This is a genomic window from Pseudomonas sp. LBUM1662, assembly GCF_059695915.1.
Genome location: NZ_CP166793.1, coordinates 3,732,373 through 3,746,836, shown reverse-complemented (window position 1 = coordinate 3,746,836; position 14,464 = coordinate 3,732,373). Strand labels below are relative to the sequence as shown.

Here is a 14,464-nt window from a genome sequence, read left to right as displayed (position 1 = left end):
CTACGGGTTACTCATGCTGGATTATCAGCGTAGCCAGCTTGTAGTCGATTGGCTGGACCGTAGATCGACATTTGCCCTCATGCGTGGGGGAGGCTGGGTCAAAATGACAATGATATGAGTCATATCGACTGCATCCGAAATGGTCGTTATGACTCGGAGTGCTTCAAGGGGCTGATTTATAAGGCCCGAAAAACTGGCACGGGACTTGATAAGCAATACGTACAACTGAACTGCTTCAGGAGTACGGAAAAATGTTCGATTTCTTCAGCAATCCTCAGAACGTTCTGCACTTGTCGAGTCGTGTGCTTGGCGCTGGCCTGGCGCTGCTTTTGGCGGGCATCTACGGCGCTTACCTCTACGACGGCCATCTGCCCATCGTGGTACTGGTGACGCTGCATGCCATGACCATCATTGGGCCGACCTTGCTCAAGATCGGCTACGTCATGCGCCTGCTGGCTCAGCATCGCTTGGGCACAGGTCTGGTCAGGGCGGTGGCCTGATGCGCAGACTCGCCGCTGCGCCGCTCTTCAGTCTCGGATTTCGACCGTTCTTTTTGGCGGGAGCCGGGTTTGCTGCGATCGCGGTGGCGATCTGGGCGCTTTGGTTGTACGGGCGATTGCCCGACGCGCAGCCTGTTGGCGGGATGCTGGCCTGGCACCGGCATGAAATGCCGTTCGGTTTTGCCACGGCGATCATCGCCGGTTTCTTGCTGACTGCTGTGCCGAACTGGACAGGGCGCCCCGGCCTCAACGGCTGGCCCTTGATGGGGCTGGTGCTGGTCTGGCTGCTGGCGCGACTGGCCTGGTTACTGCCCATTCCCGATAGCCTGTTGCTGGCTTCGCAAGTGCCTTTTCTTCCACTGCTGGCATGGGCGATCGGACGGGATCTGGTGGCCGCCGGCAAGCGCGACAACTATCCGATTCTGTTGGTGATCGCCCTGATGGCCGGCTGTCAGGGCATGACGCTGGTGGGCATTGCGATTGATGACGCAAGCCTGCAACGGCGTGGCGTGTTGGCGGCCTTGTGGCTGGTGGCGGCGCTGATGACCGTGATCGGCGGCCGGGTCGTTCCCTTCTTCATCCAGCGTGGCTTGAACCATACCGCTGCACCCGCCGCTCACGCACTGCCAACCAAGGTGTTGTTGCTGAGCAGCCTGCTGGCGGCGATAACCTTTGCGGCCGGGTGGAACGATGCGCCCAGACCTTGGTTGGCGGCGTTGTTTCTACTGATGGGCGCGTTGCATGTGTTGCGCCTGTGGCGCTGGCATGACCGGGGCCTTTGGCGCGTGCCGCTGCTCTGGTCGTTGTACCTCGCGTACGCCTGGCTGGTGGTGGCGGCGCTGGCGATGGCGCTGTGGCACGCAGGCTTGATGCCGCAGCAAAGTCTGGCCACGCACGCCTTGGCGGTCGGCGGTATCGGCGGGTTGATTCTGGCGATGATCGCGCGAGTCAGCCTGGGCCATACCGGGCGCCTGCTGCAGCCATCGAACACGGTGGTGCTGGGGTTTGCCTTGCTGCTGATCGCCGCGTTGAGCCGGGTGTTTCTGGTGCCGTTTTCCGGGCTGGGGCTGGGCCTTTCGGCGCTGCTTTGGAGCAGTGCTTTCGGCCTGTTCCTCGTGCACTACACCGGCATCCTGCTCAAGCCGAGGGTTTAACGCCCCAGGCCCCCCTGATCAGCAATCCACTGCGTGGCCATATCGATAAAAGCGCGCAGTTTCGGTTGGGTCTGCGTGCGACTGGGGAAGTACAGGTACAACGCCGAACTCAGCGGCACAAACGGCTGCAGCACCGGCTCCAGCTGACCGTTCGCCAGCTCGTCGATGATCTCCAGGTTGCAGGCGTAAGCCAGTCCGAGCCCGTTTCGGGCGGCGGAGACCAGTAGCTTGCGATCATTGACGATCACGCCACTCTCGACGCCCACCGTGAAGTCCCGCCCGTCGCGGCGAAACTCCCAGCGATGCGCGCTGCCGGAGTTGGCGAAGCGAAAGCCGATGCATTCATGCCGGGTCAGGTCTTCCGGGCTGAGCGGTTTGCCGGCCTTGGCGAAATACGCCGGCGAGCCCACCACCGACCATTGCAGGTCCGGTGTCAGGCGCACGGCGATCATGTCTTTCTCGATGGATTCTCCCAGCCGGATCCCGGCATCGAAACCGCTCTCCATCAGGTCGACCGTGGCGTCGTCCAGGGAGATGTCGAGGCTGACCTGCGGGTAAGCCTGACGGAACAGCGGCATCAGCGGCTCGATCAGCAAGGCGCCGGACAGACGCGGCGCGGTGATGCGCAGCGTGCCCATGGGCTGATCGCGAAAACCGCTGAGCACCGCCAGGGCTTCATCGATCTCACTGGCCGCCGGGCGCAGACGAGCAAACAGGCTCGCGCCGGCCTCGGTCAATGCCACCCGGCGCGTGGTGCGCTGGAACAGCAACACGCCGGTACGCCGCTCCAGCAGTTTGATCGCGTGGCTGACCGCCGTGGGCGTGACCGCCAACCGGGTGGCGGCGAGGGTGAAGCTTTTGTGCTCGGCCACCGCCAGAAACTCGGTCAAGCCGTCGAAAGGATCGTGATTCATAGCACCGCCATTATGAAAGACAGTTTCATAGTGCTTGTAACACGAGGGCATTTTTCCGACCAATCTTCCTGCGTACCTTGTGCTCACCCCAACCCAAACAAGGAACACGATCATGACTACTTCCCACACCTTCAAACGTGTCTGGCTCATCACTGGCGCTTCCCGCGGTATCGGCGCCAAGATCGCCGCCGCTGCACTGGCCAACGGCGACGCGGTGGTGGCCACCGCCCGTGATGCCAGCAGCGTCACTCAGCGATTTGGCACTCAAGCTGCGTTGCTCGCGGTGTCCCTGGATGTCACCAACGAAGCCCAAGGCGTTGCGGTCGCCAAGGCGGCCATCGACCATTTCGGGCGCATCGACGTGCTGGTCAATAATGCCGGCTTCGGTTTGCTCGGCGCAGTGGAAGAAGCCAGCGCCGATGAAGTGCGCCGGGTGTACGAAACCAACGTCTTCGGCTTGCTCAACGTCACTCGCGCCGTTCTGCCCTACATGCGCGCCGCCCGCAGTGGGCATGTGATCAACCTGTCCTCGGTGGGCGGTTATGCATCGGGGCCGGGCTTCGGCGTTTACTGCTCGACCAAGTTTGCCGTCGAAGGCCTGAGTGAAGCGCTGCACGCCGAGCTGGCGCCGCTGGGAGTCAAAGTCACCGTGGTTGAGCCTGGTTATTTCCGGACCGAATTCCTCGAGGGTAATTCACTGGTTGAATCCCCGTCGACGATCGCCGACTACGACAGCACGGCGGGCGAGGTGCGCAAAATTGCCAAGGCCGTGACCCTGAATCAGCCGGGCGACCCGGACAAGCTCGCCCAGACCATGATCACCTTGGTGGAAGCGAAAAAAGCACCGCTGCGCTTGCCGCTGGGCAGTGACTGCGTTGCGGCGATCGAAGCCAAGAACGCCTTCGTCGCCGATGAGTTGCAGACGTGGCGTGAAGTGTCGGTGTCCACCGACTTCTAAGTCTCAACACCGTCCGTAGCAGCTGCCGAGCCTGTGAGGCCGCGTTCGGCGACGCAGTCGTCGTGAAGTCAGACCCCGCGGTGCCTCAGGAAAACCGTGTTCACAGTGGTTGCGACGACTTCGTCGCCGGACGCAGCCTCGCAGGCTCGACAGCTGCTACAAAGCACCCCGGTCAGCCCTTCCTTGTGTGACCGGTGGTCGATGAACCGGTCTCCCCCGGCATTTTGCGCTTAGCTGTAGGGATAACCCAAGGCGCGTAGACCTGCCGGCTTTTGTAGGAGCGAAGCTTGCTCGCGAAGAACGATGCTTCGGTTTGCCTGAAAAGACCCCTTCGCGGGCAAGCCTCGCTCCTGCAGAAAACGACGACGTCTACATAGAAACGCCCCTTCAGAACACCGTGAGTCTGAGGAAATTCGCAATGCTGACCCTGAACATCAATGGCAAGGATCAGGCGCTGGATGTCCCCGCGGACATGCCGCTGCTCTGGGTCCTGCGCGATGTCGCGCACCTGACGGGCACCAAATTCGGTTGCGGCATGGCCCAGTGCGGCGCCTGCACCGTGCATGTCGACGGCGCGCCGCTGCGTTCCTGCATCACGCCCGCCACCGCAGTGGCCCACGGGCAAAAAATCCTCACTATCGAAGGCCTGTCTACCGACGGCTCGCATCCTGTGCAGCAAGCCTGGGCCGAACTCGACGTGGTGCAGTGCGGTTACTGCCAGTCCGGGCAGATCATGTCCGCCGCCGCCTTGCTGGCGAAGATCCCCAAACCCACCGACAGCGACATCGATCAGGCGCTCTCCGGCAATATCTGCCGCTGCGGCACCTACCCGAGGATCCGTGCCGCGGTCAAACGCGCCGCCGAGATCGGTTGATGCCACGTGAGGGGAGCCTGAACCATGAACAGCATCAACCCGGTTTCACGTCGCGGTTTTCTCAAGGGCAGCGCACTGTTGGGCGGTGGTCTGGTGGTGGCGTTCGTCATTCCCGGCGCGCATCGCTTTGCCATGGGGGCGGAGAACGAAGGAAACGTTTTTGCGCCCAATGCATTTTTGCGGATCGGCAACGATAACGTCGTCACCGTGCTGCTCGGCCACTCGGAAATGGGCCAGGGCATCTGGACCGGCCTGACCATGTTGATCGCCGAAGAACTGGGCGCGGACTGGTCGAAAATCCGCGTCGAACATTCACCCGCGTCAGCGGCGGATTACGGCATGGCAGGGTTCGGCGGGATGCAGATCACCGGCGGCTCGACCTCGACCTGGATGGAGTTCGATCGTTACCGCCAGGCGGGTGCGGCTGCGCGCTTGATGCTGATCGAGGCCGCCGCCAAGCGTTTCAACGTCGCGCCCTCGGCGATTCACACCGAATCAGGCGTGGTCATTGCCGGCGACAACCGCGCGACCTACGGCGAACTGGCGGACGACGCCGGCAAGCTACCGGTACCGGATCCGGCCTCGATCAAGTTCAAGGAGGCCAAGGACTGGAAACTCATCGGCAAACCGACCAAGCGCCTGGACACCCCGGAGAAAATCACCGGCCGGGCCAAGTTCGGCATGGACGTGCAATTCGAGGGCTTGATGACCGCCATGGTTGCCCGTTCGCCGGTGTTTGGCGGCAGCGTCAAATCCTTCGAAGGCGCCGAGGCGCTGGCCGTGCCGGGCGTCCATAAAGTGGTGCAGGTGCCCACGGGCGTGGCGGTGATTGCCGATCATTACTGGGCGGCGAAGCTTGGCCGCGATGCGCTGAAAATTGACTGGGATCCGGGACCGAACGCCGGCCTCGACAGTCAGAAACTGCTGGAAAGCTTCCGCAAACTCGCGGCCACGCCTGGCATCTCGGCCATAAAGGCGGGCGATACCACTGCGGCGCTGGGCAAAGCGGCCAAGACCGTCGACGTCGAATACAGCGTGCCGTACCTGGCCCACGCGCCGATGGAACCGCTCAATTGCACGGTGAAAATCAGCAAGGACAAGTGCGAGATCTGGACCGGCACGCAGTTCCAGACCCTGGATCAAATGATCGCGGGCAAAATCACCGGGCTCAAGCCCGAACAGGTCGAGATCCACACGGAATTCCTCGGTGGCGGCTTCGGTCGTCGGGCCAATCCAACCTCGGACTTTGTCGCAGAAGCCGTGCAGGTCGCCAAGGCGGCAGGCGAGCCGGTAAAAACCGTCTGGTCCCGGGAGGATGACGTGCGTGGCGGTTACTACCGCTCAATGTTCCTGCATCAGGCACGCATCGGCCTGGACGTCGGCGGCATGCCCATGGCCTGGAAGCATGTAATGGTCGGTCAATCGATCATGGCCGGCACCATGCTCGAAGCCACGATGGTCAAGGACGGTGTCGACAAGACCTCGGTCGAAGGCGTCGCCGACAGCCCTTACCTCGAAGGTATGGCCAATCACCAGGTGGAACTGCATTCGCCGACTACTGGCATCAGCGTGTTGTGGCTGCGTTCGGTGGGGCACAGCCACACAGCGTTTGTCATGGAATCGTTGATCGATGAACTGGCGGAGGCGGCCGGCAAAGACCCGGTGGACTACCGACGAACCTTGCTCAAGGCGCATCCGCGACATTTGGGCGTACTGAACCTTGCCGTCGAGAAAGCCAACTGGAAGGCGCCACTGCCGGACGGCCATGCGCTGGGTGTGGCGGTGCACGAATCCTTCGGCAGTTACGTGGCCCAGGTTGCGGAAGTGTCGCAGGACAATCTGAAAATCCGTGTGCACCGGGTGGTGTGCGCAGTGGACTGCGGGATTGCGGTCAACCCGATGAGTATCGCGGCGCAAATGGAGTCCTGCATCACCTTCGGCCTCGGCTTTACCTTGCACAGCAAACTGACGTTCAAGGAGGGTCAGGTGGTGCAATCCAATTACCACGACTATCAGGTGCTGAGGCTCAACGAAATGCCAGTGGTCGAAGTGCACATCGTGCCGAGTACCGAACGGTCCGGCGGCATCGGCGAGGCCGGTGTCCCGCCCACGGCGCCGGCAGTGGCCAACGCGGTGTTCGCCCTGACCGGGCAGCGCTTGCGGGAACTGCCGTTGCAACTGTCGGGGGTATGACATGAAACGACATCTGATTCTGGGTGCAGTGGTGTTGATCGGCCTGGTCGGCTACGCCGAGGACCTGTTTGCTGACGATAAGGAAGCCATCAAGGCGTTTGATACGGTGCAGAAGGTCTTTCAAAGTCCGCGCTGCCAGAACTGTCACATCCCGGGCGATTCGCCGTTGCAGTTTGACGCTGGCATCCCACACGCGATGAACGTGGTGCGCGGTATGGACGGTAAGGGCGCGGCCGGTTTGCCCTGCGCGACCTGTCACGCCGAGGCCAATCCGCCCGCCAGTTACGGGCCGCATGCGCCACCCGGGGCGCCGCATTGGAGCTTGCCGCCAGCGGCGCACAAGATGGCCTGGATCGGGCTGCCGGCCGATAAATTGTGCGCAATGATCAAGGACCGTTCCAGTAATGGTGACCGTGATTTCGCGGCGCTGATCAAGCACGTCAGCGAAGACAAACTGGTGCTATGGGGCTGGAATCCGGGTGAGGGAAGGGCGCCGGTGCCGGTGCCGCATGACATTTTCGTCACTCAATTCAAGCTGTGGGCGGACGCTGGAGGACCGTGTCCGGTGCAGGGTAGTTGACCGGCGGTCCGTTAACAGGGAGTCAAACCGGGTATGCACGACTCTAAAGTACATATCCGCCAATGGAGTGAGTAATGCTGATCCCAGGCAAACCGGTCAAGCGCGGTGCTTGCACAGACCCGTTACGTTCGCCATTGCAGGAGCGAGAGCTGCTGCGTGACCTGGCCCGCAAGGCCGAGCAAGAACTGATGGGCGTGCAGATGGCGAGCATGGACGAGTTGACACTGCTGCCCAACCGTCACGGTTTTACCGCGCTGGCCCAACACGGGCTGGACGCCTGCCAGCAGTTGGGTCTGCCGGCGACGCTGCTGTACTTTGATCTCGATAATTTCAAGCGAATCAACTATCTGTACGGGCGAGCCGAGGGCGACCACGCCTTGAAGACCTTCGCTGACGTGCTGCGTATCGCCTTTCGCGAAAGCGATGTGATTGGTCGCCTGGGCAACGATGAGTTTGGCGCCTTGTTGACGGGCGCCAGTGTGGTGGAGCTGTCCGCGATCATGGCCCGGCTCGAGGAAATACTCGCCGAGCGCAATGCCACGGCGAATCGCAGTTTTGCCATTCACTTCAGCATTGGTCAGATCGAGTGTGATACTCGGTTAAACCCGACAGCGGAAGACCTGCTGGCCCGCGCCGACAAGGCGATGCACGACACCGGTCAGTGTTGAGCGGCGCCTTGCAACACCGCAGCAACCTGCGCAGCCGTTCGCAACAACCGGCCATCGTCCCTGAACTTGCCGATTACCTGTAGCCCGACCGGCAACATGGGTTGGGTGCGCACCAGGGGAATGTTCACCTGTGGCCAGCCAAACGCCCCCCAGAACTTGATGAAGTCTGACGGTCCGGTACTTTCCAGGCCCATCGGCGCAACCATCCCGCAAGAGGCGCCGAGTATGGCGTCGAAGGGTTGGCAACGCTCATTCAAGCATGGTGCAAGTGTGGCCAGGCGCGCCTTGGCAGCGGATTCCTGCTCCCAGGTGGTCGCGGCCGCTCGCTCGAACATGTCCAGTGTCGAAGGGCTCAGTTGAGCCCGGTGGCGGTGAAACTCCTTGGCCAGTGAGCGGGCGCCTTCGCAATCGTTAATCAGCTGATGGTCGTCGAACACGCCGGCAAATTCGTCGGGCAACTCCAGGTCGCTCACCTGATGGCCAGCGCTGCGCAACTGATCTGCAGCCTGCTCCAGAGCACGGGCGACCTCGGGGTCCACCTGATCCCAACGCGCGGTGCGGCAGAAACCCAGCCGTAGCGGCCGCCGCTCGATATCCGGCACGACAAAACCGGGAATCAACACCCGCGCCACAAGATGCAGATCGCGCACCGATCGTCCATACCAGCCCACCGTGTCGAAGCTTGGCGCCAACGGCTTTACCCCTTCGAGCGACACCAGCCCCAGGGACGGCTTGTAGGCAAAGAGGCCGCAGTAGGAGGCCGGCTTGAGCAACGATCCAGCGGTTTGGGTGCCCAGCGCCAAGGCAAAGAAACCTGCGGCCATCCCGGCCGCCGAACCCGCGCTGGAACTGCCCGGTGTACGCGCGAGGTCGTGGGGATTGCGGGTCGGGCCGGTGTGCATGTAGGCAAATTCGGTGGTGTGTGTCTTGCCCATGATCAGCGCTCCGGCCTGGCGCAGCAGCGTCACCACGTGGGCGTCCCGGGACGGTTGATGGTCGGCGTAGATGGGCGAGAAGAATTGCGTGGGCCAGGCCGCGGTGTCGAAGATGTCCTTGATGCCGACGGGGACGCCGGCCAGCAGGCCACGGCCGTTGTTCTGCGCCGCTTCGGCCCGTACCTGTTGGGCGTCGAACGAGACGAAAGCCTGGATTTCCGGCTCCCGCGCCTGAATGCACTGAAGAAAGGATTCGGCGATGGCAGCAGCGGTCGTATCGCCATTGAGCACCGCTTCACTGAGGGTGGTCGCGTCAAGGGCCGGGCGGTTCATTTGGCGAACAACTGGTTGATGTCCTTGAACGCCTTGAACTCCAAAGCGTTGCCGCAGGGGTCGAACAGAAACATCGTCGCCTGCTCCCCGACCAAACCCTGAAAGCGAATGCCCGGCTCGATCACAAAGCGTGTTCCAAGGCCTTTCAAACGCTCGGCCAGCGCCTCCCAGTCCGCCATCCCCAATACCACACCGAAATGCGGCACCGGTACGTTATGGCCATCCACGGCGTTGGTGTGCGCCGATTCCTGAGAAGCATTTTTCGGGGCCAGGTGAATCACCAGTTGATGGCCGAAAAAGTTGAAATCAACCCAGTGGTCACTAGAGCGGCCTTCTTCAAGACCAAAGATTTCGCCATAGAAGCGCCGGGCAGCGGCCAGATCGTAAACCGGTACGGCCAAGTGAAAAGGGGAGAGTTGCATCGGTTTCGCCTCGGATTGTCAGGAGATGAGGCTGAGTTTAGCGCTATGATTTTCGATTGAAAGACGATAGTTTTTGCGTCGAGATCAAATTATTTCGATCAATCGAGAACGCTATATGCTGCGCGAATTGAAAACCTTCATCGCCGTCACCCGCTACGGCACGTTCGCGGCCGCCGGCATGCACATCGGCCTGACCCAGTCGGCGGTCAGCGCGCAAATACGCAATCTGGAACAGGCGCTGGGCATCCGCCTGTTCGATCGCACCGGGCGTCAGGCGATTCTCAATGCCGCCGGGCACCGGGCGTTGCCGATGGCGCAGGAGATCCTCACGACGTTTAGCCGGATGGCCGTCAGTGATGACGTCAGCGAATACCGCGGCGAGTTGAAGATTGGCGCGGTGGCCACGGTCCAGACCGGGTTGTTGCCCCAGGCATTTTTGCGCTTGAAGCAGCAGGCACCGCTACTGGAGCCGAAACTGGTGCCGGGCGTGTCGATGAGTTTGCTGAGTCAGGTCGATACCGGCGAGGTGGATCTGGCGATCCTGATCAAGCCGCCGTTCGAGCTGCCAAAGGAGCTGTCGGCGCAAGTGATCCGCCGGGAGCCGTTTGTGTTGATCGTGCCGCTGGACCTTGAGGGCGATGACCCCTTGCAGATTCTCGCGAACCACCCGCACGTGCGTTACGACAGCAATTCATTCGGTGGGCGTCTGATTACGCGATTTTTGCGTGAACAACAGATTGATGTGCACGTGGCGATGGAGCTGGATGAGTTGGAGGCCATCGTGAAGATGGTCGAATGCGGCTTCGGCGTTTCACTGCTGCCCAAGGCCGGGTTATGGCTTGAGCATGGGGCGAAGGTCAGGATCATTGCGCTGGGCGAGTTGACGTTCTACCGGGAGATTGTCTTGTTGCAGCGCTACAGCCAGCGCACACAGCCGATTCAGCAGTTGTTTGCCAACTGTCTCGCACAAGTCGCTGACTGAAGCCGATACCGCAGATAGGGCCTGCAAAGAATGTAGTTTGGCTCTTGAAGACGCTAAAACTGTTATTTCTGACAGTGATGTTTTGTTCGGTTTTCCCCCTATCGTGGCGCTGTCAAACGGACTCGGCCGTCGGGAAGAATAGTTTCGTGGCATTCCCCTGACTGCCTGGAAACAACACTTCAAGAGGATGACGGCATGACAGCGCACGCTAGCAGGGAGCAAAAACCAGGTGATCTGGATGCAGGATTTGCTGACAACGGCATGATCAATATTGCACAAGGCTCGTCTCAGTGTGTCGTTGAGACAACCGCCGGAGAACTGCTTTACGTGGCTCAAGCAGGCAGTTCCCAATGGGTTTATCGTGCCGTTTCTGGCGGCACTCCCGACCCTGACTTCGACTCGTTCGAGTGGAACTTCGCCAAAGGCGCATTTGAAAGTCCTACACGTTTACTGGCTCGAGAAGACGGCAAGTTCCTGTTGATTGGTGACACGGGTCGTGGCCCCTTCACCAAACAGACGGCGATTACGCGATTCAACGAAACAGGAAGTCCTGATTTAATCTTTGGCACAGAAATTTTTCCTTTGCCCGTCGATCCTGTTCCTCCGGGCCACGGTTTGCAGACGTATGAACCCACGGGATGTCTCACTGCTGACAACCATGTTTTAGTTGGCTCAAGCTTCCAATTGGCCGACAGCGACGGCAACACCATCGATTCGGCAGGTCGCGTCTACAGCCTTGATGATCAAGGTAAGCCGGATATCGGCTTTGGCGACTCAGGAATGATCGAAGTCAGGTTCAACGGCCCGATTTCGAAGATCCTAAGCCTATCCGTCTTGCCAGACGGGCGTATCGTTGTGTTTGGGATCGTTGATCGCTCGACTCAGCACCAGGCAGAATCGAGGGCAGCTTTGGCGTGTTATCACCGGAATGGCAAGCTGGACACGACCTTCGGTATGGGCGGTTTTTGGGAGAATGATGATTTCACCAATTTCGGCGCGATGGCAGTGGATGGCTACAAGATAGTCATGGCAGCAGTCACGTCGATCGATAACGATGGCAAAGGTTATATCGCCGTGCAACGGGTGCTGGGTAATGGCACGAAGGATCCGTCCTTTAACGGTGGAACGACGCTGGTGGTTGATTTGAATACCGGCTTTTTAAACATACCTTCCATCGCCGTACAACCGGATAAAAAAATCGTGATCGGAGGGAGCGAGGATTTTCCTGAGCAGAAGCTGTACTGGTTGCGTATCACCGAAGGCGGGGTGCTCGACACTTCTTTTGGAGACTCGGGAGTCGTTCGGCAGCAAGCAGGCCGCGTCAATGACATTGTTGCCCAGCGCACCGGCAATCGAATCTTTATCGCGGCCGATCTGGACTCCCCTCAAGGTCGGCAACCGAAAGTCCTGGGTATCCAGAGCTAAATACGAACCCGCTCTCACAGGGGATTTGCGTCAAGCCTGAAATGCCGGGCACAAAAAAACCCGCCTATCGAGGCGGGTTTTTTAGTGGCTAGTGGAAGATCACTCTTCCAGGCTACCCATCGCAGTGGTGTTGAAGCCACCGTCTACATACATGATTTCGCCGCTGATGCCGGACGCCAGGTCCGAGCACAGGAAGGCGCCGGCGTTGCCGACTTCGTCGATGGTGACGTTGCGACGCAGCGGGGTTTGCGCTTCGTTGGCGGCCAGCATCTTGCGGAAGTTCTTGATGCCGGAAGCGGCGAGGGTGCGGATCGGGCCAGCCGATACGCAGTTGACGCGGGTGCCGTCCGGGCCCAGGGAGCCGGCCAGGTAACGAACGCCAGCTTCCAGCGAAGCCTTGGCCATGCCCATCACGTTGTAGTTCGGCATGGTGCGCTCGGCGCCCAGGTACGACAGGGTCAGCAGGCTGCCGTTGCGGCCTTTCATCATTTCGCGACCGGCCTTGGCCAGGGCCACGAAGCTGTAGGCGCTGATGTCGTGAGCGATGCGGAAACCTTCGCGGGTGGTGGCTTCGGTGAAGTCGCCGTCCAGTTGGTCGCCCGGGGCGAAGCCGACGGAGTGCACGATGCAATCCAGGCCGTCCCACTTCTTGCCCAGCTCGACGAAGACCTTGGCGATTTCTTCATCGCTGGCCACGTCGCACGGGAAGCACAGGTCAGGGTTGGAACCCCAGCTCTGTGCGAACTCTTCGACACGACCCTTGAGTTTGTCGTTCTGATAAGTGAAGGCAAGCTCAGCGCCCTCGCGATGCATGGCGGCAGCGATGCCGGATGCGATGGACAGCTTGCTGGCGACACCGACGATCAGTACGCGCTTACCGGCGAGAAAACCCATGTGTTGCTCCTCTCTTTCAGGTTATTGCGCAGTGGCCGGAGCCAGGAAAGCGGCTTCCAGCAACTGCTGTGTATACGGATGTTGGGGGGCGGCAAAGATACTTTGCGCGTCTCCCTGTTCGACCACTTGGCCATGCTTGACCACCATCAGCTGGTGGCTCAGCGCCTTGACGACAGCCAGGTCATGGCTGATAAACAGATACGTCAGGTTGTACTTGGTTTGCAGTGAACGCAGCAGCTCCACCACTTGGCGTTGTACGGTGCGGTCGAGGGCCGATGTCGGCTCGTCCAGCAGAATCAACGCCGGTTTTAGCACTAATGCCCGGGCAATGGCGATTCTCTGCCGCTGCCCACCGGAAAATTCGTGGGGGTAGCGGTTCCGGGTTTCCGGGTCCAGGCCTACCTCCTTCAATGCCGCAATAATCGCTTGTTCCTGTTCCGCCTCAGTGCCCATCTTGTGGATCCGCAGGCCTTCGCCGACGATCTGGCTCACGCACATCCGCGGGCTCAGGCTGCCGAACGGGTCCTGGAATACCACCTGCATCTCCCGGCGCAACGGCCGAACCTCGGCCTGCGTCAGGCAGTCTAGCTGCTTGCCTTCAAAACGGATGGCGCCTTTGCTGCCGATCAGCCGCAAAATCGCCAGACCGAGCGTCGACTTGCCCGAACCGCTTTCTCCCACAATCCCCAGGGTCTGTCCCTGAGGCAGGCTGAAATTGATGCCGTCCACCGCTTTGATGTGGTCGACGGTCTTTTTCAGAAAGCCTTTCTTGATCGGAAACCAGACTTTCAGGTCCTCGACCTGCAGCAGCGGCGGGCCGATAACGTTGGTCGCCGGCTTGCCGCTGGGCTCCGCTGCCAGCAGTTCCCGAGTGTACGGATGCTGCGGCGCGCGGAACAACTCTTCGCACGATGCCTGTTCGACGATGCAACCGCGCTGCATGACACATACGCGATGCGCAATTCTTCGCACAAGGTTCAAATCGTGACTGATCAGTAGCAATGCCATGCCCAGACGGGCCTGTAATTCCTTGAGCAATTCGAGGATTTTCAGCTGAACGGTCACGTCCAGCGCGGTGGTCGGCTCGTCGGCGATCAGCAGTTCGGGCTCGTTGGCCAGTGCCATCGCGATCATCACCCGCTGACGCTGGCCACCGGACAACTCGTGCGGCAGGGCCTTGAGGCGCTTGTGCGGCTCAGGAATGCCGACCATTTCCAGCAACTCCAACGTACGCTTGGTCGCGACCTTGCCGATCAGGCCCTTGTGAATGCCCAGCACCTCGTTGATCTGCTTCTCGATCGAGTGCAGTGGATTAAGCGAGGTCATCGGCTCCTGGAAGATCATCGCGATCCGGTTGCCGCGGATATGGCGGATGGTTTTCTCTTTCAGACTCAGCAAGTTTTGCCCGGCATACTCGATGGTTCCCGACGGATGACGGGCAAGCGGGTAGGGCAGCAGTCGCAGGATCGAGTGCGCGGTCACTGATTTGCCGGAGCCGCTTTCGCCGACCAGCGCCAGGGTTTCACCACGCTTGATGTCGAAGCTGACGCCTTCCACCACTCGCTGACAGTGATCGCCGACGACAAATTCGACGGCCAGGTCGCGCACTTCGATCAGATTGTCCTGATTCAT

At 60.6% G+C, this 14,464-nt stretch carries 14 protein-coding genes; 9 read left to right on the top strand and 5 right to left on the bottom strand.

The features are described from left to right. Positions 1–251: 251 nt before the first annotated feature. Both ACA049_RS16730 and ACA049_RS16725 read left to right on the top strand, forming a co-directional pair. Positions 252–500 carry a transmembrane sensor/regulator PpyR gene (locus tag ACA049_RS16730; RefSeq protein ID WP_497328416.1) on the top strand — a complete coding sequence of 83 codons (249 nt, stop codon included), beginning with the start codon at positions 252–254 and terminating at the stop codon, positions 498–500. Then, positions 500–1,654, top strand: coding sequence for an NnrS family protein (locus ACA049_RS16725; RefSeq protein WP_497328415.1), 1,155 nt, complete (start codon positions 500–502; stop codon positions 1,652–1,654). Before ACA049_RS16730 ends, ACA049_RS16725 begins: the two co-directional genes overlap by 1 nt. Here the strand turns inward: ACA049_RS16725 and ACA049_RS16720 are convergent. Beyond that, the gene (locus tag ACA049_RS16720; RefSeq protein WP_497328414.1) at positions 1,651–2,568 is read right to left on the bottom strand and encodes a LysR family transcriptional regulator; all 918 of its coding nucleotides are present in this window, start codon (positions 2,566–2,568) and stop codon (positions 1,651–1,653) included. The two genes, ACA049_RS16725 and ACA049_RS16720, sit on opposite strands and share 4 nt — an antisense overlap. A 112-nt stretch (positions 2,569–2,680) precedes the next feature. Between ACA049_RS16720 and ACA049_RS16715 the strand changes: the two genes are divergently transcribed. The 5 genes from ACA049_RS16715 (at position 2,681) to ACA049_RS16695 (ending at position 7,841) form a co-directional block, all read left to right on the top strand. Then, positions 2,681–3,526, top strand: a complete 846-nt coding sequence (locus ACA049_RS16715; protein ID WP_497328413.1) for an oxidoreductase — start codon at positions 2,681–2,683, stop codon at positions 3,524–3,526. A gap of 418 nt (positions 3,527–3,944) precedes the next feature. Then, a complete protein-coding gene (locus ACA049_RS16710; RefSeq protein WP_054615082.1) occupies positions 3,945–4,400 on the top strand; it encodes a (2Fe-2S)-binding protein in 456 nt (151 codons plus the stop codon). A 24-nt stretch (positions 4,401–4,424) separates the two neighbouring features. After that, positions 4,425–6,593 (top strand): xanthine dehydrogenase family protein molybdopterin-binding subunit, encoded by a 2,169-nt coding sequence (locus ACA049_RS16705; RefSeq protein ID WP_497328412.1) that lies wholly within the window; start codon positions 4,425–4,427, stop codon positions 6,591–6,593. Position 6,594: 1 nt separating this feature from the next. Then, the gene (locus tag ACA049_RS16700) at positions 6,595–7,173 is read left to right on the top strand and encodes a hypothetical protein (RefSeq protein WP_497328411.1); all 579 of its coding nucleotides are present in this window, start codon (positions 6,595–6,597) and stop codon (positions 7,171–7,173) included. A 74-nt stretch (positions 7,174–7,247) separates the two neighbouring features. Continuing rightward, positions 7,248–7,841: a GGDEF domain-containing protein gene (locus ACA049_RS16695; RefSeq protein WP_497328410.1), complete on the top strand. Its 594-nt coding sequence runs from the start codon at positions 7,248–7,250 to the stop codon at positions 7,839–7,841. On the opposite strand, the gene ACA049_RS16690 is transcribed toward ACA049_RS16695, so the two are convergent. Together ACA049_RS16690 and ACA049_RS16685 are read right to left on the bottom strand one after the other, a co-directional pair. Then, entirely contained in the window at positions 7,832–9,109 is a 1,278-nt protein-coding gene (locus ACA049_RS16690; RefSeq protein WP_497328409.1) for an amidase, read from the bottom strand. The genes ACA049_RS16695 and ACA049_RS16690 overlap by 10 nt on opposite strands. Next, positions 9,106–9,531: a VOC family protein gene (locus tag ACA049_RS16685; RefSeq protein WP_497328408.1), complete on the bottom strand. Its 426-nt coding sequence runs from the start codon at positions 9,529–9,531 to the stop codon at positions 9,106–9,108. The genes ACA049_RS16690 and ACA049_RS16685 overlap by 4 nt, the downstream gene beginning before the upstream one ends. A gap of 115 nt (positions 9,532–9,646) precedes the next feature. Between ACA049_RS16685 and ACA049_RS16680 the strand changes: the two genes are divergently transcribed. Then, positions 9,647–10,513 carry a LysR family transcriptional regulator gene (locus ACA049_RS16680; protein WP_497328407.1) on the top strand — a complete coding sequence of 289 codons (867 nt, stop codon included), beginning with the start codon at positions 9,647–9,649 and terminating at the stop codon, positions 10,511–10,513. 195 nt (positions 10,514–10,708) lie between these two features. Further along, positions 10,709–11,938 carry an NHL repeat-containing protein gene (locus tag ACA049_RS16675; RefSeq protein ID WP_497328406.1) on the top strand — a complete coding sequence of 410 codons (1,230 nt, stop codon included), beginning with the start codon at positions 10,709–10,711 and terminating at the stop codon, positions 11,936–11,938. 99 nt (positions 11,939–12,037) lie between these two features. On the opposite strand, the gene fabI is transcribed toward ACA049_RS16675, so the two are convergent. Next, on the bottom strand, positions 12,038–12,832 hold the full coding sequence (gene fabI / locus ACA049_RS16670) for an enoyl-ACP reductase FabI (protein ID WP_008152082.1): 795 nt from the start codon (positions 12,830–12,832) through the stop codon (positions 12,038–12,040). Between the two features lie 21 nt (positions 12,833–12,853). Continuing rightward, positions 12,854–14,464 carry an ABC transporter ATP-binding protein gene (locus ACA049_RS16665; RefSeq protein ID WP_497328405.1) on the bottom strand — a complete coding sequence of 537 codons (1,611 nt, stop codon included), beginning with the start codon at positions 14,462–14,464 and terminating at the stop codon, positions 12,854–12,856.

Coding starts and splice junctions, on each gene's coding strand:
- ACA049_RS16675 (WP_497328406.1), top strand. CDS start 10,709: ATGACAGCGCACGCTAGCAGGGAGCAAAAACCAGGTGATCTGGATGCA.
- ACA049_RS16685 (WP_497328408.1), bottom strand. CDS start 9,531: ATGCAACTCTCCCCTTTTCACTTGGCCGTACCGGTTTACGATCTGGCC.
- ACA049_RS16725 (WP_497328415.1), top strand. CDS start 500: ATGCGCAGACTCGCCGCTGCGCCGCTCTTCAGTCTCGGATTTCGACCG.
- ACA049_RS16700 (WP_497328411.1), top strand. CDS start 6,595: ATGAAACGACATCTGATTCTGGGTGCAGTGGTGTTGATCGGCCTGGTC.
- ACA049_RS16720 (WP_497328414.1), bottom strand. CDS start 2,568: ATGAATCACGATCCTTTCGACGGCTTGACCGAGTTTCTGGCGGTGGCC.
- ACA049_RS16665 (WP_497328405.1), bottom strand. CDS start 14,464: ATGAATCAGGACAATCTGATCGAAGTGCGCGACCTGGCCGTCGAATTT.
- ACA049_RS16695 (WP_497328410.1), top strand. CDS start 7,248: ATGCTGATCCCAGGCAAACCGGTCAAGCGCGGTGCTTGCACAGACCCG.
- ACA049_RS16730 (WP_497328416.1), top strand. CDS start 252: ATGTTCGATTTCTTCAGCAATCCTCAGAACGTTCTGCACTTGTCGAGT.
- ACA049_RS16710 (WP_054615082.1), top strand. CDS start 3,945: ATGCTGACCCTGAACATCAATGGCAAGGATCAGGCGCTGGATGTCCCC.
- ACA049_RS16680 (WP_497328407.1), top strand. CDS start 9,647: ATGCTGCGCGAATTGAAAACCTTCATCGCCGTCACCCGCTACGGCACG.
- ACA049_RS16715 (WP_497328413.1), top strand. CDS start 2,681: ATGACTACTTCCCACACCTTCAAACGTGTCTGGCTCATCACTGGCGCT.
- ACA049_RS16705 (WP_497328412.1), top strand. CDS start 4,425: ATGAACAGCATCAACCCGGTTTCACGTCGCGGTTTTCTCAAGGGCAGC.
- fabI (WP_008152082.1), bottom strand. CDS start 12,832: ATGGGTTTTCTCGCCGGTAAGCGCGTACTGATCGTCGGTGTCGCCAGC.
- ACA049_RS16690 (WP_497328409.1), bottom strand. CDS start 9,109: ATGAACCGCCCGGCCCTTGACGCGACCACCCTCAGTGAAGCGGTGCTC.